This window comes from Pantoea sp. EKM10T (assembly GCF_011800685.1).
In the GTDB taxonomy this organism is placed as follows: domain Bacteria; phylum Pseudomonadota; class Gammaproteobacteria; order Enterobacterales; family Enterobacteriaceae; genus Pantoea; species Pantoea agglomerans.
The window spans coordinates 309,884-327,646 of the sequence record NZ_JAALEU010000007.1; the positions used below are offsets into that span (position 1 = coordinate 309,884).

The window sequence follows — 17,763 nt, forward strand, 5'->3', positions numbered from 1 at the left end:
TGCGCTTACCCACGCTGCCCAGGCCAAAAATGACAAGTGGATAACCCTTTGGATCTCATATGTTAGATAGCTTACTTGTCATTCTGTTACTGATCGTAATCAGTGCCTTTTTCTCTCTGTCGGAGATCTCGCTGGCGGCCGCCCGTAAGATCAAACTGAAACTGCTGGCCGATGAAGGCAACGTAAATGCGCAGCGCGTGCTGAAAATGCAGGAAACGCCGGGCATGTTCTTCACCGTGGTGCAGATTGGCCTCAACGCCGTCGCCATCCTGGGGGGTATTGTTGGCGATGCGGCGTTTTCGCCGGTTTTCAGCGGCCTGTTTAACCGGTTTGTCTCGCCGGAACTGGCGGAGCAGCTCAGCTTTATCTGCTCCTTCACCATCGTCACCAGCCTGTTTATCCTGTTTGCTGACTTAACCCCAAAGCGGGTCGGCATGGTCGCACCGGAAACCATCGCGCTGCGCATCATCAACCCGATGCGTTTCTGCCTGCTGATAATGCGTCCGTTGGTGTTTCTGTTTAATGGCCTGGCTAACGTCTTCTTCCGTATTTTCAAGCTGCCGATGGTGCGTAAAGATGACATCACCTCCGACGATATCTACGCGGTGGTTGAAGCGGGTGCGCTGGCTGGCGTGCTGCGTAAGCAGGAGCACGAGCTGATTGAAAACGTGTTTGAGCTGGAGTCACGTACTGTTCCCTCCTCCATGACCTCACGTGAGAATATTGTCTGGTTTGATCTGCACGAAGATGAGACCAGCCTCAAAACCAAAATCGCCCAGCATCCTCACTCGAAGTTTCTGGTCTGCAGCGGCGATATCGACCATATCGTTGGCTATGTCGACTCCAAAGAGCTGCTGCTGCGCGTGCTGGGTAATCAGAGCATGGCGCTGAACAGCGGCCTGCAGATTCGCTCGGCGCTGATCGTGCCGGACACGCTGACCCTCTCTGAAGCACTGGAAAGTTTTAAAACCGCCGGAGAAGATTTCGCGGTGATCATGAACGAATATGCGCTGGTTGTGGGCATTATTACCCTGAATGATGTAATGACCACGCTGATGGGCGATCTGGTTGGCCAGGGTATGGAAGAGCAGATTGTGGCGCGCGATGAGAATTCATGGCTGGTTGAAGGCGGTACGCCGATTGATGACGTGATGCGCGTGCTGGACATTGATGATTTCCCGCAGTCAGGCAACTACGAAACCATCGGCGGCTTTATGATGTATATGTTGCGTAAGATTCCGAAGCGTACCGATTTTGTGAAGTTTGCTGGCTACAAGTTCGAGGTAGTGGATATTGATAGCTATCGCATCGATCAGTTGCTGGTCACCCGCATCGATGAACGACCGCCGGTGCTGAGCATGACAAAAAGCGAAGAAGAGTAGAATGACCAGCAGTCTGGACATGGACAGCGCGGAACAACCGGAATGTGACGTAGTCTGTGAGAATTGTTGGCACTGCTCAGGTTCAGAGTGACAAATAAAATGGCCTGACTGGCCAGACACTAAGGGCGCCATCGGCGCCCTTATGATTAGTTGAACTCAAGTTTGAGACGAACGACCTGGCGGTTAATTTCTGACATCACGCTCAGGTGCTGTTTGTCTTTGACGCGCGGGATTAATACTTTCCCTTTGTCGAACTCGAACGCGCCGACGTCCTTGATATACAACCTTCCTTTGAACAGCGTTTTTACATATTTCGCTATTTGTAGCGGATTATAGCGCTGGAAGATCTTCATACTGACTAACTCCTGTACATTTTTAAGCACGCTTCGCCGTTTCCAAATTTGGTTCCAGCCCATGAAGCGCGAATTCGCGATAACTATAGAACACTCAAACCTACTAATGTTCCTAAAAGTGATTTTTTTTACTGAATTGACACATCATTACAGAACACTCTGTTATCAGGCTCACACAACACAGTATAAACCTTCGTTGGTTAAGGAATTGTGGAGGCCATAACAAACCTGACACCTTTCCAGGACAGGCGCATCATCCCTGCTTACTATTGCAGTAAAATGACTAACTGGTCTGATCACTCAAGGAAATAGCAATGCGAATAATTCTGGCAGCTGTAGCGTTGTCTTTACTGATACCGGCAAGCGTGATGGCTCATGACCTCAGGCAGGATATGCGGGTACTGGCCGTTGGCGTGAACGACAAAGGCGAGCTGTTATTGCAGCAGGATAAGTTTAGCTATAAAAACTGGAATAGCGCGCAGCTCAGCGGAAAAGTTCGCGTGGTTCAGCACATCGCGGGTCGCTCATCCGCTAAAGAGATGAATGCCGCATTGATCGAGGCGATTAAGGCCGCGAAGCTGCCGCATGATCGCTATCAGACCACCACCATCGTGAATACAGATGATGCCATTCCCGGTACGGGCATGTTTGTGCGCAGCAGCGTCGAGACTAACAAGCAGCAATATCCGTGGTCGCAGTTTGTTGTCGACAGCAAGGGCAATGTACAGCATGCCTGGCAGTTACAACCGGGCGGTTCCGCCATTGTGGTGCTGGATAAGCAGGGTAAGGTGAAATTTGTGAAGGATGGATCGCTGACGCAGGATGAAGTGACAAAAGTGATTACGCTGGTCACCTCCCTGCTGAAGGATTAATCGCTGAAGCCCCGGTGGGGAGAGCATCGCCCGCCGGGGTTTCAGCCTTCAGCAGGCTGAGCGCTCAGACAGCGTTAAAACAGTGATACGCGGAAGCCTGGATTAAGGAAGGATTCGCGCGGCGCGTAGTCCAGAGTTTTACCCTGCCAGTCGTGCACATGCGCGCCCGCCGCCATCGCCACGGCATGACCCGCGCCGGTATCCCAGATGTTGGTGGGTCCGAAACGGGGATAGAGCTGGGCTTTTCCTTCTGCCACCAGGCAGAATTTCAGTGAGGATCCGGTCGCGACGGTCTGATGTTCACCTAACTGCTTCAGGTACTCTTTCATCTCATCGTCGTCGCCATGTGAACGGCTCACCACCACCAGCGGAGGACGCGCATCACGGACATGAATCTGTTCACGCTGACCGCCCTCCTCTTTCCACGCTTTGCCGTCTGCAGCGGAGTACATCACGCCCAGCACTGGCGCATAGACCACGCCCATTACCGGCTTGCCCGCTTCGATTAGCGCAATGTTAACGGTGAATTCGCCGTTACGCTTGATGAACTCTTTGGTGCCATCCAGCGGATCGACCAGCCAGTAGCGCTGCCAGTGCTGACGCACCTCCCAGGCTGGCGGATCTTCTTCTGACAGCACGGGGAGATCAGGCGTTAACTTTTTGAGGCCAGCGAGGATCACCTCGTGTGCAGCGATATCCGCGGCAGTCACCGGCGAATCATCCGATTTGTGAGAAACGTCAAGCGGCGCGGCACCGTTATAGACCTGCATAATCGCGTCGCCTGCTTCGCGTGCCAGTTGGCAGATTTGCTCTAACATTTTTCACCTCATTGTGTCTGTCTGCTGCAGGATCAGCTCATCGTCAGATAGTGACATTTTAGCAGTTCCGCCTGAAGTACCCATTTACAGGCACTTTGGCGATTCAATTTATAGATATATCAATATCATAGTTACCCATTTATCGCCACGCCTGTGCCGCTACGCCTCCATGGTTTAAGAATCCGTCGCTGACCGATGCGCCAAAACGTTATACCCATCACGATTTAAAATGACTATCTGTCATGCTTTTACATTATTTTGAGATCCTTATTTATTTTGCAGCAGGAGCAAGCATGTTTAAGCCCGGAATGATGTTACTGGCACTGAGCGTTTCCGTCGCCACCCAGGCGGCGACGGTGGATTTGCGGATACTGGAAACCACCGATCTGCACAGCAATATGATGGATTTCGACTATTACAAAGACACGCCAACCGAGAAGTTTGGCCTGGTGCGAACCGCCACGCTGATCCACGCCGCACGCCAGGAAGTGAAAAACAGCCTGCTGGTCGATAACGGCGACATCATTCAGGGCAGCCCGCTGGGTGACTACATGGCGGCCAAAGGATTACGTGAGGGCGAGATCCATCCGGTCTACAAGGCGCTCAACACGCTGGATTACAGCGTCGGTAACCTCGGCAATCATGAATTCAATTATGGCCTGCCCTACCTGAAAAAAGCGCTGGCGGGCGCACGCTTTCCCTATGTGAACGCCAACGTGATTGATGTGAAGAGCGGCAAACCGCTGTTTACCCCATACCTCATCAAATCCACTACGGTGGTTGATCGCGAGGGCAAAACGCAGACCCTGAAGATAGGTTATATCGGCTTTGTGCCGCCGCAGATCATGGTGTGGGATAAAGCCAACCTGCAGGGCAAGGTACGCGTCGATGACATCACCGAAACGGCTCGCCGCTACGTGCCTGAGATGCGCGCGCAGGGCGCCGATCTGATTATCGCTATTCCCCACTCCGGCCTGAGCAGCGAGCCGTATCACACGATGGCGGAGAACTCGGTTTACTATCTCAGCCAGGTGGAAGGCATCAACGCCATCCTGTTTGGTCATGCGCATGCGGTCTTCCCCGGCAAGGATTTCGCTGACATCAAGGGCGCAGATATCGCTAACGGCACCCTGAACGGTATTCCGGCGGTGATGCCAGGCATGTGGGGCGATCACCTTGGCGTGGTTGACCTGGTGCTGAACAATGAGGGAGGACGCTGGCAGGTCAGTAGCGGCAAAGCACAGGCGCGGCCCATCTACGATACCGCAGCGAAGAAATCGCTGGCGGCAGAGGATCCGGCGCTGGTGAAGGTACTGGCTGACGATCACCACGCCACGCGAGAGTTTGTGGCGAAGCCCATCGGCAAGTCCGCCGATGTGATGTACAGCTACCTGTCGCTGGTACAGGACGATCCGACGGTACAGATCGTCAATAATGCCCAGCGCGCCTACGTGGAGCATTTCATTCAGGGCGATCCGGATCTGGGCCGCCTGCCGGTGCTCTCTGCTGCTGCGCCGTTTAAAGCGGGCGGACGTAAAAACGATCCGGCCAGCTATGTCGAAGTGGAGAAAGGCGCGCTGACCTTCCGTAACGCGGCCGATCTCTATCTCTATCCCAATACCCTGGTGGTCATGAAAGTCACCGGTGCGCAGGTAAAAGAGTGGCTGGAGTGCTCAGCGGGCCAGTTTAATCAGATCGATCCCCACAGCACGAAAACGCAGTCGCTGATCAACTGGGATTTCCGCACCTATAACTTTGATGTGATTGACGGGGTTAATTATCAGATTGATGTGACCCAGCCCGCGCGCTACGACGCAGAGTGTCAGTTGATCCATCCTGAGGCCTCACGTATCCGTCAGCTTAGCTGGCAGGGTAAACCCGTCGATCCACAGGCGACCTTCCTGGTGGCGACCAATAACTATCGCGCTTACGGCGGCAAGTTTGCCGGCACCGGAGATAAATACATTGCCTTTGCTTCGCCGGATGAGAACCGTTCCGTGGTTGCAGCCTATATCAGCGCGGAAACCAAAGCGCACGGTGAAGTTCAGCCGAAGGCGGACAATAACTGGCGGCTGGCACCGATTACCTCATCCACCCCGCTCGACATTCAGTTTGAAACGGCACCGGGTGATAAAGCGACCGGGTTTATTAAGCAGCATGCGCAATATCCACTTCAGCCCAAAGGGACAGATGCGATCGGCTTTGCTCTGTGGCAGGTGGATTTACAGCAGAAATAAGGCGGGAGAAAACGCTGCAACCGGGGTGGTTGCAGCGTCCGGAATTACAGAATTTCCAGCAGTTCGACTTCGAAGATCAGGGTGCTGAATGGTGGGATAGAGGCACCCGCACCGCGCTCGCCATACGCGAGGTTCTGTGGGATCACCAGTTCCCATTTTGAGCCAACCGGCATCAGGGTCAGCGCTTCAATCCAGCCTGGAATTACGCCGCTTACCGGGAATTCCGCCGGTTCGCCACGGGCAACAGAGCTGTCGAATACGCTGCCGTCGATCAGTTTACCGGTGTAGTGAACGCGTACGCGATCCTGACGTGATGGGATTGGACCTTCGCCCTGAGTAATCACGCTGAACTGCAGGCCTGATTCGGTGCTGCTCACGCCTTCACGCTGCGCATGTTCCTGCAGGAACGCCTGACCTTCTGCGGCCATGGCTTCGGTGCGCTCACGACGCACGCCTTCAGCGCGTTCATGCACTTCACGCAGTGCGCGATGAACCACATCAACCGGTACGGCCGGCGAGTTCCCTTCCAGCGCGTCGCGCAGACCCGCGAGCAGTGCTTCTGGTTGCAGACCCTGCAGACCAGATTCCAGCAACTGCTGGCCAACCTGTAAACCAATACCGTAACTTGCTTGTGCTTCGACGCTGTCGAAAGAAGGGGTAGTCATCTTCGTTCCTTTCACTCTCGGATAAATTCGAACGGGCAGCATAGCAGCGCAGGCCGCTGGCGTAAAATGCCCTGCATCGCAGATGACTTTTGCCGGGGAAAGAGAAACAATAGAGCCGTCAATTTTATCAATGCTGGCAGGCACTTCGCGCCGGTATTGCCCATACTATAACTATCGGGGGGGATCACCCCCTCTGTAGCACACGAATAAGAGAGCAAACATGGGCCAGATAGCCCCACGACGCCGCAGGATGCGTGCAAAACATCTTGTATCCCGGCTGCAGACCTGGCTGGCCGCACGCAGGCTAAAGCAGCCTGCCGGAGAGGAGGAACCCCGAATGGCTTCAGACACGTCATCCCGCCTGCCGACATGGCTTCAGCGTATCTGGCATTTTACCGACCACATTCGCTGGATGGACCCGCTGCCTGCGCCGCACCGCCGTGGCATTGTGGCCGCACTGCTGGTGATGCTGGTGGCGTTTCTCTGGCCCGCCAGCACGCTGCGCTATCCGGTCGAGCAGCCGGTCGCACCCCAGACGGAGAAAGAGGTGCCGATGCAGGCGGATATTTATGAGAACAACAGTAGCCGCCAGCCGTCATCCTCACCGTCTCAGCAGACGCCAAAAGCCGATTCTCAGGGCGAGTGGCGCAATCTGACCATCGCTTCCGGTCAGACGCTGGCGCAGCTGTTTCGTGATAATAGTCTGCCGGTCAATGATGTGTTTGCGATGGCGCGGGTGGAAGGCAGCGATCAGCCACTCAGCTCACTGAAAAGTGGTCAGCAGGTGAAAATCCGTCAGGATGCGCAGGGGGCGGTAACAGGTCTGACGGTGGAGGGCGCAAACGGTCCGGTGCTGTTTACACGTCAGCCAGACGGCAGCTTTATTCGCGCGCAGTAACGCGAACAGCGGCGATTGAAAGGCACAAAAACAAAAACGCCGGCACAGGGCCGGCGTTTGTGTCGTGCTCAGTTAATAAAGATTAACCAGCAACTACTTTCACGTTCAGTTTCGCGAATACTTCGCTGTGAACCTGGAAGCTTACTTCATGCTCACCGGTAGTGCGCAGAACGCCGTTCGGCAGACGAACTTCGCTCTTAGCCACTTCAACGCCAGCTGCAGTCACTGCATCAGCGATGTCGCGGGCACCGATTGAACCGAACAGTTTACCTTCATCGCCCGCTTTAGACGTGATGGTTACAGTGCCCAGTTCATTGATTTTCTCAGCGCGTGCAGTTGCTGCAGACTGAACGTCAGCCAGTTTGGCTTCCAGTTCAGCACGGCGTGCTTCGAAGAACTCAACGTTTTTCTTAGTAGCAGGAACAGCTTTGCCCTGTGGTACCAGGAAGTTACGAGCGTAGCCCGCTTTAACGTTAACCTGATCACCCAGGGTGCCAAGGTTTGCTACTTTATCAAGCAGAATAACTTGCATTACCTTATCCTCTTAAAGTCGTTAATGGACAGTTGCCGATTACTGATGACGATCAGTGTACGGCAGCAGAGACAGGTAACGCGCACGCTTGATGCAGCGAGCCAACTGACGCTGGTATTTTGCACGAGTACCGGTGATACGGCTCGGGACAATTTTACCGCTTTCGGTAATGTAGTTTTTCAACGTTGCGATGTCTTTGTAATCGATCTCAACAACGCCTTCCGCGGTGAAACGGCAGAACTTGCGACGACGGAAATAACGTGCCATTAGGCTAGTCTCCAGAATCTATCAATTCAATCTGCTCGGCATGGAACACCACTTTGCTCTGGCCATTTCGTGCCTGATGGCAACTAATGAAACCGTCGAGTGTGAGTTGCGTGCCGACCGTTATATGTTGAGTAATCACCTGATGGGCGCTGCCGCTGATAATAACCGGCATACGACACCAGGCTTGCCGGTGAAACCCGGCCTCCTCCTGCACTGAGCGGTGCTCAAGCACGAACTGACAGTGAGGAATTCCTGACGGGCTAACTCTTCGAACCGGCGTCTTGCACACAGTGCCAGACAGGCGAAGTCGATTAACCGTCACGATGGATTACTCTTCAGAATCCCCAGCATCTGACTCATCAGCGGATTCGTTAGCAAAATCTTCGCGACGATCACGACGCTCATCTTTCGCTTTAACCATCGGCGATGCTTCAGTTACCGCGTTTTTAACGCGCATAACCATGCTACGGATAACGGCGTCGTTGAAGCGGAAGTTCGTTTCCAGCTCATCGATCGCTTCCTGCGGCGCTTCAACGTTCATCAGAACGTAATGCGCTTTGTGCAGTTTATTGATCGGGTAAGCCAGCTGACGGCGGCCCCAGTCTTCCAGACGGTGAATCGTGCCTTCTGCACCAGTGATAGCACCAGTGTAACGCTCGATCATGCCAGGAACCTGTTCGCTCTGGTCAGGATGAACCATAAATACGATTTCGTAATGACGCATCGAAATTGCTCCTTACGGATTATTCAGCCTCCTGTCGGGGTCAACCGCGGCCCATGGAAGCAAGGAACGTTATAGGCTGTGTCCCACAAAGGTTCGTTGTGACGAGCGTTTGTGGGACACAGCCTGAGAATGCGGCTGAAAAATTGACGCGTAATCATACTGGCGGCGACGGCTAAACTCAAGCGCACATTTCAACAAATGCCATCCGGCGTGCCATATACGGTAGCTTTTCGTGCTAATCATGTGAATACAGCGCGTTAAGCGGGAAAGGTTCAAAAAAGCTGATAAAGAGCTTCAGGCGGACGATCTGGCGATAATGTGCACAGTCGCTAAACTTAATGCAGACGTTACGGTTTGGCTTATCGGCGTCTAACAGAGTGTGTTCCCTGAAGTGAGGAGTCGGGCATGAAAACGTTCGTCATCGCCACTTTACTGGGTCTCTTCCTGTCTCCACCCGCTCTTGCCAGCAATGCTGACTGTGCGCAGCAGATAAGAAGTCACAGCAGCGAAGCGGCATCGGGTTATATCTATGTTAATCGGCTGGATGCGCCACAAAAGAACCCGGTCAACGCGCCTGCCAGAGCAGCAGAAAAATCGTCTGCGCACTGGTAAGTGCCGGTAAATTTACGGGCGGCAGATCCACTCTCCGCCCGCTCATTTTTATAGCTGCTGTTTAAAAAAGCTGACCAGCGCCGTCAATGCTGATGGCGTGATCTTATGTCCAATCTGTTTTTCAGACAGCGAAGTCAGATGCTGCGCCAGCCCGTTGTCACGCAGCGCCCTCTCCAGCCGTATGCTCTCCGCCCAGGGCACCACCTCATCCGCCTCACCATGCCACAACAGCAGCGGACGGTTTGCCAGTGCCTCCAGCCGGTTGCAGGGATCGTAGTCGGCCAGCGGTGCCATGCGGGCAGCAAACTGCGCTTGCTGCTCAGGCGTGTCGGCTACCAGCGGCGGAAAGAGCGACTGACTGAGCTGCATAAAATAGCCCGATCCCATCAGGCAGGCGACGCTTTGAATCTGCGGATAACGCGCCATCGCGCCCAGCGCCGTCATGCCGCCCATCGACGCGCCCGCCACCGCAAAGCGCTCGCCGGCGATCAGATTGTCAGCGCGCAGCGCCGATTCCAGCTGCGGCAGCTCATCAATGTTCTGTTTCAGAATCTCCCAGAAGCGACCAAGGCGTGCATCGGCATCGCCGTGATAGCGCGCGCCGTGCAGATCCGCATCCGGCATCACCGCCCGGAACCCCGCCTGTGCCAGCGCGACAGCGAAGTAGGCGTAGACCTCTTTTGAAGAGGTAAAGCCGTGATAAAACAGCACGGTAGGCAGTGGCTGATGCCGTTGTCCGGCAGGCGTGGCATGCAGGCATTCGATACCGGCCAGCGTTTCTGTGGTGAGTTCAATCATTGTCTCTCCTGAGAAGGGGCAAGGCGTGCCGATTGAGTGTACGTCTGCGGGTTAATTTACGAAATCCCCTGCTGCGTTTAGTCGCCAGATTTCGGCCTAAACTTTTCCCGCGCTTTGCCGTTGATGTTGTGTCCCCCTAACTTGATCAAAGGTAATTTATGAAGCGTCTCTCTCTCAGCGGCCTGAGTCTTGGAGTTAAGCTGTCTGTACTGACGTCTCTCAGCGTTGCGTTATTGTTGCTGGTTCTGACGCTAACCCAGAGCCACACCGCTTCGCGGCAGCTGGAAAATCTCGCCATCGATGACATGCAAAACCAGGTGCAGGGCATCAGTGAAATGGCCACCATGTTCAACGCCACTCTCACCGAAGAGGTGGCTCACTACACCAGTCTGTTTACCAGCTTCCTGCCTAAGCGCTTTAGCCTGGATGAAGACTCCCGGGTGCAGGTCGGTGCCTTTTCGACGCCGGTGCTGCGCGCCGGGTTAAAAACGCTGAACCTCGACCAGACCGCGGTAGACGATTTCACCGAACGCACCGCCGCCGTGGCGACCATTTTTGTGCGTGATGGCGATGATTTTATCCGTATTTCCACCTCGCTGAAAAAGCAGGATGGCAGTCGCGCAATCGGTACGCAGCTTGACCGCAACGGCGCCGCCTGGAAAAGCGTCAGTCAGGGCGACGTCTATCAGGGGCTGGCGACGCTGTTCGGCCATCGCTACATCACACAATATCAGCCGGTAAAAGATGAGAGTGGCAAGGTTGTCGCCATCCTGTTTGTCGGCGTTGGCATTGATAAGCAGTATGCGCTGATGCGTGAAAAAATCCTGGCACGCAAGCTGGGTGATAGTGGTCATTTCTTTGTGCTCAACGGCACGCCCGGTAAGACGCAGGGAGAGTATCTGTTCGATCAGCACGACGAAGGAAAACGACCCGCCTGGGATGACGCGACACTCCAGCCGCTGCTGACTCAGCCGCAGGGCATGCTGCAGGCAGAGATCAACGGCGAGCACCAGATTCTGGCCTGGCAGCAGCTGCCGGGCTGGAACTGGGTGATCGCCGGCGAAGTTAACCGTGAAAGCCTGCTCGCCCCGATTACGCATAGCCGTAACCTGTTCCTGATAACCGGACTGATTCTGGTGGTGGTCTTTGCGCTGGGGTTTGTCTGGTACAGCCGTCGGGCGATTACCCGTCCGCTGCAGCAGGTGATCCATCTGGCGGAGCAGTATGCCGCCGGGAATCTGCAGGTCCATATGGACACCCAGCGTCGCGATGAAGTGGGCCAGTTGATCGTTGCGATCAACGGCATTGGCGATGGTCTGGAGAAAATCGTCAGCCAGGTGCGCGGCGCGGCGCAGGAGATCAGCGACGGCACAGACACCATCGCGGCCAGCAGTCATAACATCAGCGAGCAGATCGGGCGTCAGGCCAGCAGCGTGGAGCAGACCTCTGCCAGCATGGAGCAGTTTGGCGCGACGGTTGAACACACCGCAGACAGCCTGCGTCAGGCGATGTCACTGGTGGCCGAAGCCAGCGATATCGTCAGTCACGGCAGCCAGACGGTGGTGCGCTCGGTCAACACCATGTCGGCGATTAAGGTTTCATCACAAAGCATTGCGGATATCACCCACGTGATTGAGTCGATCGCCTTCCAGACCAATATCCTGGCGCTGAATGCCGCCGTTGAAGCGGCACGTGCCGGGGAACAGGGCCGTGGCTTTGCCGTGGTGGCCGCAGAAGTGCGTGCGCTGGCACAGCGTTCTGCGCAGGCCGCTAAAGAGATTGATGGACTGATTGCGACCTCCATCAGCAACGTGGCGGAAGGCCATCAATTATCTGAGCAGACGCGCGATGCGATGAGCGACATTGTGACCCACATCGAGCAGGTGCAGGCGCTGATGGGCGAGATCAACGTGGCGGCGCAGCAGCAGGCGGCAGGCATCGGCCAGGTTAATCTGGCGATGAACCAGATCAGCCAGGCGACTCACCAGAACAGCGAACTGGTGACACAGGCGGAAAACAGCGCGCAGAACCTGAGTGATAAAGGGCATCACCTGACCCAGCTGGTCAGCGTATTCAGCCTTAAATCCTGACGTCATTCAGGGCGATGGCATACACTTAATGCTTCGTCCTGAAAGAGGGTTTTGCTATGCGTTTCGCTTATTTACTGGTGATAAGCCTGCTGCTGGCAGGCTGTTCCGCGCTTGAGACCACGCCAAAAGCACCGCCCGCGTCGACGCAACAGGCGCAGGAGATTTCACGGGCGCAGAGTGGCGGTTTGCCGAAGCTGGGCAATATTACCGTTAACGTGCGCGGCTCACCGGATGATGCCGGGCGGGCAGTGGCCACCCGGGCTAACCAGGCCGGTGCGGCTTACTATCAGATCGTGGCGCTGAGTGAAACGGTAATGCCCGGTCTCTGGTACGCCAGCGCGATTCTTTACGGCGCATCACCTGCCACAGGCGCGGGCCAGTAATCGGTCTGTGATTGCTGTCTCAAGCGGGCGGGAGCCACGCCGATCGAGCCACTGCTGGCACCATGCATCCGCCAGCGGCGGTTCGCCATATTTCAGTAGCTGAGCGCCGGTCGCAAGCTGCAGCAGCGTGCGGGTCACCTCGCGCGCCTGCTCTTCGGGGACTTTGCTCATTCGCAGCCGTAACTGACGCCAGCGCGCATCGAAATGACGATTACTCCCTTTCACCGCTTCAAATTCCTGACTCAGCATCTCCGAAACCTCTGCCTGACGGGTGAGCACGCGCAGTACGTCAAGACACATCACGTTGCCCGACCCTTCCCAAATGCTGTTGACCGGTATGTCACGATAGAGGCGCGGCAGCTCGCTCGCTTCGCAGTAGCCGATGCCCCCCAGCACTTCCATCGACTCCGCGACGAACGGGGCACCCGCTTTGCAGATCTGATATTTTGCAGCCGGAGTGAATAAGCGGGCAAACGTGACCTCATGCGGTTTTGCCGGTTGTGACCAGGCGCGCGCCAGCCGCATCAGCAGCGCGGTTTGTCCCTCCAGCTGCAGCGCCTGCTGTGCCAGAACCTGACGCATCAGCGGCTGATCCACCAGGTTTTTCCCCATCACCTGGCGCTGATGTGCATGCCAGAGTGCCACCGAGAATGCACGCCGCATCTGACCATGACTGCCGAGTGCGCAGTCGAAGCGCGTCATACCGCCCATTTTAAGGATCAGCCGCACGCCCTCGCCCTCTTCTCCCAGCAGCCAGCCGGTCGCATCGCGAAACTCCACCTCACAACTGGCATTTGAGCGATTACCCAGCTTATCTTTAAGCTGCTCAAGCTGGATGGCGTTGCGTGACCCGTCAGGCAACAGGCGCGGCAGGAAGAAGCAGCTTAATCCGGCGGGCGTCTGCGCCAGCACCAGATGTGCATCGCTCTGCGGCACCGAGAAGAACCATTTGTGGCCGGTCAGCCGGTAGGCTTCACCCGGGCCGCGCGCCCCCAGCGGCTCGGCCCGGGTGGTGCTGGTGAGCAGATCGCTGCCGCCCTGTTTTTCCGTCATGCCCATACCGATCAGCAGACCCCGTTTCTGGTCGCCGGGCTGCGCATGGGTATCGTAACGATCGCTGAGCAGCGGATCGAGCCAGCCTTCGAACGCGGCAGGCAGATAAGTCTGCAGCAATGGAATGGCCGCGTGCGTCATGGTCACCGGGCAAAGCGTGCCCGCTTCAACCTGTGCATGCAGAATAAAGCGCGCAGCCCGCGCCACGCTGGCCTGTTCACGTACTGTGGGATGCCAGCTGAGATTATGCAGGCGGCTGGCGCAGACACCCTGCATCAGCAGGTGCCAGGCGGGGTGAAAACGGACTTCATCCATCCGTACGCCACGGGCGTCGTAGCGCAGCAGTTCAGGTGGCTCCGCGTTGGCGAGCCGGCCCAGTTCCAGCGACTCGGCGCTGCCCAGCTGTCGGCCTACCGAAGCCAGCCACTCCCGATCCCATCCGGCGCCTTCGCGTGACAGTGCCTCGCCGAGCGGCGTATCAGACAGGAACAGGTTGCTGTTGCTCAGAGGATGGGGCTGATTAAAAACGGTGTGTGTTGTCCAGGTCATAACCACTCCTCGCGGATGTCACTCAGTAAGTATACCCGTCGTCTTTCAAGCTGCATTTTTGTTGGCTGCGTTCACTCACCCGAATCACTTACTCATGTAAGCTCATCGGGATTCGTTCTCTTGCCGCCTCAATGCAACCCGAAATCCTTTGGGTATATACGAATGACGCGCAGTTATGCCTGGTACAGAAACTAATTTGTGGCGAGGATCACATCGGGGATCAGGCGTTGCGCTGACGCACCGCTTCAAACAGGCAGACACCCGTAGCCACCGAGACATTCAGCGAAGAGACGCTGCCGGCCATCGGAATGCTGATCAGCTCATCGCAATGCTCACGGGTCAGACGACGCATGCCTTCCCCTTCCGCGCCCATCACCAGCGCCATCGGACCGGTCATTTTGCTCTGGAAGACAGTATGGTCAGCTTCACCTGCGGTACCGACAACCCAGATGTTGTACTCCTGCAGCAGACGCAGGGTACGTGCCAGGTTGGTGACGCGGATCAACGGCACATTTTCTGCCGCGCCGCTGGCCACTTTTTTGGCCGTTGCATTCAGGGGCGCAGAGCGATCTTTCGGCACGATAATCGCGTGCACACCGGCCGCATCGGCACTGCGCAGGCAGGCACCCAGATTGTGCGGATCGGTGACCCCGTCCAGCACCAGCAGGAAGGGTTTCTCCAGGCTCTGCAGCAGATCCGGCAGGTCGCCTTCCTGATACTGACGACCCGGTTTTACCCGCGCCACAATACCCTGATGCACACCGCCTTCAACCTGGCTGTCGAGCCACTTGCGCTCGGCCAGCTGAATCACGACCCCCTGAGCTTCCAGCGCGGCGACCACGGGTTGCAGGCGACGATCGTCGCGGCCTTTGAGGATAAAGACTTCCTGGAAACGTTGTGGATCACGTTCCAGCAGCGCCTGCACGGCATGGATACCAAAAATAATTTCGCTCATCGATCTGCTCAGTGTTTGGAAATGAATGAATGACCGCCCTTTCTCAGTGAGAAAGGGCGGGTGCGCGCATCAGTCAGGCTGCGCCTTTTTTCTGGCGCGCTTCGCCCGGGTGGCGGCGGCGATTTTACGGGTTTTTTCCGAGACGTTTTTACTTTTATTCTCGGTATTTGCAGCGGCGGGCTTACTCTTGTCGCCCCGGAAAGCGGCGTCCGGCTCGAAGTTGGACTTCTTGCTCGCATCACGACGGCGTTTCGCTGGCGCTTTGTCGTCACGCTTCGCCCGGTCGCGTGCGGTTTTGCCTTCACCACGTACCTGACGCTGACTGGAGATCAGGGCAAAGTCGATTTTACGCTCATCCATATGGACGGCTTCAACACGCACTTCAACCGTGTCACCCAGACGATAGGTGCGACCGCCCGATTCACCGATCAGACGCTGACCTACCGGGTCAAAACGGTAGTAATCGTTGTCGAGCGTCGAAACGTGGACCAGACCATCAATGAACAGATCGCTTAAGCGTACAAAGAAGCCAAATCCGGTCACGCTGGAAATGACGCCGTTGAAGACGTTGCCAACCTGATCCTGCATGAAGTCACACTTGAGCCAGTCCGCGACGTCACGGGTCGCTTCATCGGCGCGGCGTTCGGTCAGGGAACAGTGCAGGCCCAGTTGCAGCATCTGCGGCATCTCGTAGTGATAGCCGCCGGTTGCTGTCGTCATATCTTTGGCGACGCTGCGATCTCTCGGCATCAGGTATTTAATGGCGCGCTGTACCAGGCCTTTACCTTCATCCTGCTCTTTTGCCAGCAGATATTTGATGGCGCGATGCAGCGTCAGATCCGGATAACGACGGATTGGCGAGGTAAAGTGCGCATACGACGAGAGCGCCAGACCAAAGTGACCGCGGTTTTCCGGATCGTAAACGGCCTGCTTCATCGAACGCAGCAGCATGGTTTGCAGCATTTCCGCATCAGGACGATCGGCAACCTGCTTCAGCAGCGCCGCATAGTCGATTGGCTGCGGTTTATTACCACCAGGCAGGCTCAGTCCCAGCTCGTTGAGCACGGTACGGAAGCTCTTGATGCTTTCGTCGGTCGGGCGATCGTGATCGCGGAACAGCGCCGGTTCCTGATTTTTCTCAACGAAGCGTGCCGAGGCGATGTTCGCCAGGATCATGCACTCTTCGATCAGCTTATGGGCGTCATTACGTGACACACGCTCAACACGCTCAATACGACGCTCGGCGTTGAAGATAAACTTCGCCTCTTCCGTTTCAAACGAGATACCGCCGCGCTCTTCACGAGCGGCTTCCAGCGCATGATAGAGGTTGTTCAGCTCTTCAAGGTCTTTAACCAGCGGCGCATACTGCTGACGCAGCTCTTTGTCGCCCTGCAGGATGTTCCAGACTTTGTTGTAGGTCAGACGCGCATGGGAGTTCATCACCGCTTCGTAGTGCTTGAAGCCGGTCAGTTTACCTTTGGTCGAGATGGTCATCTCGCACACCATACAGAGGCGATCAACCTGCGGGTTAAGCGAACATAAGCCATTCGACAGCACTTCCGGCAGCATCGGCACAACCTGCGACGGGAAGTAGACCGAGGTTCCGCGCTGATGCGCTTCGTCATCCAGAGGGGTGCCAGGACGGACGTAATAGCTGACATCCGCGATAGCTACCCACAGACGCCATCCGCCACCGCGCTTCTTCTCACAGTAAACAGCATCATCAAAGTCACGGGCATCTTCACCATCGATGGTGACCAGCGGCAGCTTACGCAGATCGACGCGACCTTTTTTGGCCTCTTCCGGGACTTCTTCTTTCAGTTTGCTGACCTGAGCTTCCACTTCCGGCGGCCAGGTGTGCGGGATTTCATGCGTACGCAGCGCCATATCCACGGCCAGGCTGGTACCCATATCATCGCCCAGAATCTCGGCGATTTTACCGATCGCTTTGCTGCGACGGTTCGGACGCTGGACCAGCTCAACCACCACCACGGAACCCATACGGGCATTCATCGTCTCTTCAGGTGGGATGAGGATGTCAAAACTCAGGCGACTGTCGTCCGGTACCACGAAGCCAGCACCGGCATCGGTAAAGTAACGGCCAACGATCTGATTGTTGCGGGGTTCCTGCACCCGGACCACGCGCGCTTCGCGGCGGCCTTTGCGATCGGCACCCAGCGGCTGCGCCAGGATCACGTCACCGTGCATACAGAATTTCATCTGTTCTGCGGAAAGGTAGAGGTCATCTTTCTGACCTTCTGCCCGCAGGAAGCCGTAGCCATCGCGGTGGCCAATGACTTTACCGCGCAGGAGATCAAGACGTTCTGGCAGGGCATAACACTGACGGCGGGTGAACACCAGCTGACCATCACGCTCCATGGCGCGAAGGCGGCGACGCAGCGCCTCAAGGTGTTCTTCTTCCTGCAGATTCATCTCTTCAGCCAGCTCTTCGCGGCTGGCCGGTTTTTCACGTTTTTCTAACAGAGCCAGAATAAATTCACGGCTCGGAATAGGGTTTTCGTATTTTTCAGCTTCTCTATCCTGAAAAGGATCTTTTGACATAGCGGTTCCTCCG

Annotated in this window: 18 protein-coding genes; 7 read left to right on the top strand and 11 right to left on the bottom strand. The window is 56.1% G+C overall.

Going from position 1 to position 17,763, the window contains the following annotated elements; genetic code table 11:
* Positions 1-59 precede the first annotated feature (59 nt).
* Complete coding sequence (locus HFD95_RS15520; RefSeq protein ID WP_010256442.1) at positions 60-1,382, top strand: hemolysin family protein; 1,323 nt, start codon at positions 60-62, stop codon at positions 1,380-1,382.
* Positions 1,383-1,528: 146 nt separating this feature from the next.
* Here HFD95_RS15520 and HFD95_RS15525 read toward each other — a convergent pair whose 3' ends face one another.
* Positions 1,529-1,735, bottom strand: a complete 207-nt coding sequence (locus HFD95_RS15525; protein ID WP_003855513.1) for a DUF1107 domain-containing protein — start codon at positions 1,733-1,735, stop codon at positions 1,529-1,531.
* A gap of 314 nt (positions 1,736-2,049) precedes the next feature.
* Here HFD95_RS15525 and HFD95_RS15530 point away from each other — a divergent pair, with 314 nt between their 5' ends.
* Entirely contained in the window at positions 2,050-2,607 is a 558-nt protein-coding gene (locus HFD95_RS15530; RefSeq protein WP_167430467.1) for a YtfJ family protein, read from the top strand.
* A 74-nt stretch (positions 2,608-2,681) separates the two neighbouring features.
* Here HFD95_RS15530 and cysQ read toward each other — a convergent pair whose 3' ends face one another.
* Positions 2,682-3,425: a 3'(2'),5'-bisphosphate nucleotidase CysQ gene (cysQ, locus tag HFD95_RS15535; protein ID WP_010256437.1), complete on the bottom strand. Its 744-nt coding sequence runs from the start codon at positions 3,423-3,425 to the stop codon at positions 2,682-2,684.
* Between the two features lie 293 nt (positions 3,426-3,718).
* On the opposite strand from cysQ, the gene HFD95_RS15540 reads away from it, so the two are divergent.
* Complete coding sequence (locus HFD95_RS15540) at positions 3,719-5,662, top strand: bifunctional 2',3'-cyclic-nucleotide 2'-phosphodiesterase/3'-nucleotidase (RefSeq protein WP_167430468.1); 1,944 nt, start codon at positions 3,719-3,721, stop codon at positions 5,660-5,662.
* Positions 5,663-5,706: 44 nt separating this feature from the next.
* Here HFD95_RS15540 and fklB read toward each other — a convergent pair whose 3' ends face one another.
* Positions 5,707-6,327 (bottom strand): FKBP-type peptidyl-prolyl cis-trans isomerase, encoded by a 621-nt coding sequence (fklB, locus tag HFD95_RS15545; RefSeq protein ID WP_010256433.1) that lies wholly within the window; start codon positions 6,325-6,327, stop codon positions 5,707-5,709.
* Positions 6,328-6,547: 220 nt separating this feature from the next.
* On the opposite strand from fklB, the gene HFD95_RS15550 reads away from it, so the two are divergent.
* The gene (locus HFD95_RS15550) at positions 6,548-7,225 is read left to right on the top strand and encodes a LysM-like peptidoglycan-binding domain-containing protein (RefSeq protein ID WP_149917073.1); all 678 of its coding nucleotides are present in this window, start codon (positions 6,548-6,550) and stop codon (positions 7,223-7,225) included.
* Positions 7,226-7,307: 82 nt separating this feature from the next.
* Here the strand turns inward: HFD95_RS15550 and rplI are convergent, their stop codons facing one another.
* Genes rplI through rpsF form a run of 4 tightly spaced genes read right to left on the bottom strand, consistent with a single transcriptional unit; the run spans position 7,308 to position 8,748 of the window.
* On the bottom strand, positions 7,308-7,757 hold the full coding sequence (gene rplI, locus HFD95_RS15555) for a 50S ribosomal protein L9 (protein WP_010256429.1): 450 nt from the start codon (positions 7,755-7,757) through the stop codon (positions 7,308-7,310).
* Positions 7,758-7,796: 39 nt separating this feature from the next.
* Complete coding sequence (gene rpsR / locus HFD95_RS15560) at positions 7,797-8,024, bottom strand: 30S ribosomal protein S18 (protein WP_002210155.1); 228 nt, start codon at positions 8,022-8,024, stop codon at positions 7,797-7,799.
* Positions 8,025-8,028: 4 nt separating this feature from the next.
* Entirely contained in the window at positions 8,029-8,346 is a 318-nt protein-coding gene (priB, locus tag HFD95_RS15565; protein ID WP_010256154.1) for a primosomal replication protein N, read from the bottom strand.
* 6 nt (positions 8,347-8,352) lie between these two features.
* On the bottom strand, positions 8,353-8,748 hold the full coding sequence (gene rpsF / locus HFD95_RS15570) for a 30S ribosomal protein S6 (RefSeq protein WP_003855334.1): 396 nt from the start codon (positions 8,746-8,748) through the stop codon (positions 8,353-8,355).
* A 405-nt stretch (positions 8,749-9,153) separates the two neighbouring features.
* Here rpsF and HFD95_RS15575 point away from each other — a divergent pair, with 405 nt between their 5' ends.
* Positions 9,154-9,360 (top strand): hypothetical protein, encoded by a 207-nt coding sequence (locus HFD95_RS15575; protein WP_010256150.1) that lies wholly within the window; start codon positions 9,154-9,156, stop codon positions 9,358-9,360.
* 48 nt (positions 9,361-9,408) lie between these two features.
* Here the strand turns inward: HFD95_RS15575 and yjfP are convergent, their stop codons facing one another.
* The gene (yjfP, locus tag HFD95_RS15580) at positions 9,409-10,158 is read right to left on the bottom strand and encodes an esterase (protein ID WP_167430469.1); all 750 of its coding nucleotides are present in this window, start codon (positions 10,156-10,158) and stop codon (positions 9,409-9,411) included.
* Between the two features lie 158 nt (positions 10,159-10,316).
* On the opposite strand from yjfP, the gene HFD95_RS15585 reads away from it, so the two are divergent.
* Together HFD95_RS15585 and bsmA are read left to right on the top strand one after the other, a co-directional pair.
* A complete protein-coding gene (locus tag HFD95_RS15585) occupies positions 10,317-12,248 on the top strand; it encodes a methyl-accepting chemotaxis protein (RefSeq protein WP_052271675.1) in 1,932 nt (643 codons plus the stop codon).
* A 56-nt stretch (positions 12,249-12,304) separates the two neighbouring features.
* Positions 12,305-12,631 carry a biofilm peroxide resistance protein BsmA gene (gene bsmA / locus HFD95_RS15590; RefSeq protein WP_167430470.1) on the top strand — a complete coding sequence of 109 codons (327 nt, stop codon included), beginning with the start codon at positions 12,305-12,307 and terminating at the stop codon, positions 12,629-12,631.
* On the opposite strand, the gene HFD95_RS15595 is transcribed toward bsmA, so the two are convergent.
* From HFD95_RS15595 to rnr, 3 genes are all read right to left on the bottom strand, one after another.
* Entirely contained in the window at positions 12,605-14,233 is a 1,629-nt protein-coding gene (locus HFD95_RS15595) for an isovaleryl-CoA dehydrogenase (protein WP_061902003.1), read from the bottom strand. The two genes, bsmA and HFD95_RS15595, sit on opposite strands and share 27 nt — an antisense overlap.
* A 220-nt stretch (positions 14,234-14,453) precedes the next feature.
* Positions 14,454-15,188 (bottom strand): 23S rRNA (guanosine(2251)-2'-O)-methyltransferase RlmB, encoded by a 735-nt coding sequence (gene rlmB / locus HFD95_RS15600; protein ID WP_010256134.1) that lies wholly within the window; start codon positions 15,186-15,188, stop codon positions 14,454-14,456.
* 69 nt (positions 15,189-15,257) lie between these two features.
* Positions 15,258-17,750, bottom strand: a complete 2,493-nt coding sequence (gene rnr / locus HFD95_RS15605; protein ID WP_132500098.1) for a ribonuclease R — start codon at positions 17,748-17,750, stop codon at positions 15,258-15,260.
* Positions 17,751-17,763 lie beyond the last annotated feature (13 nt).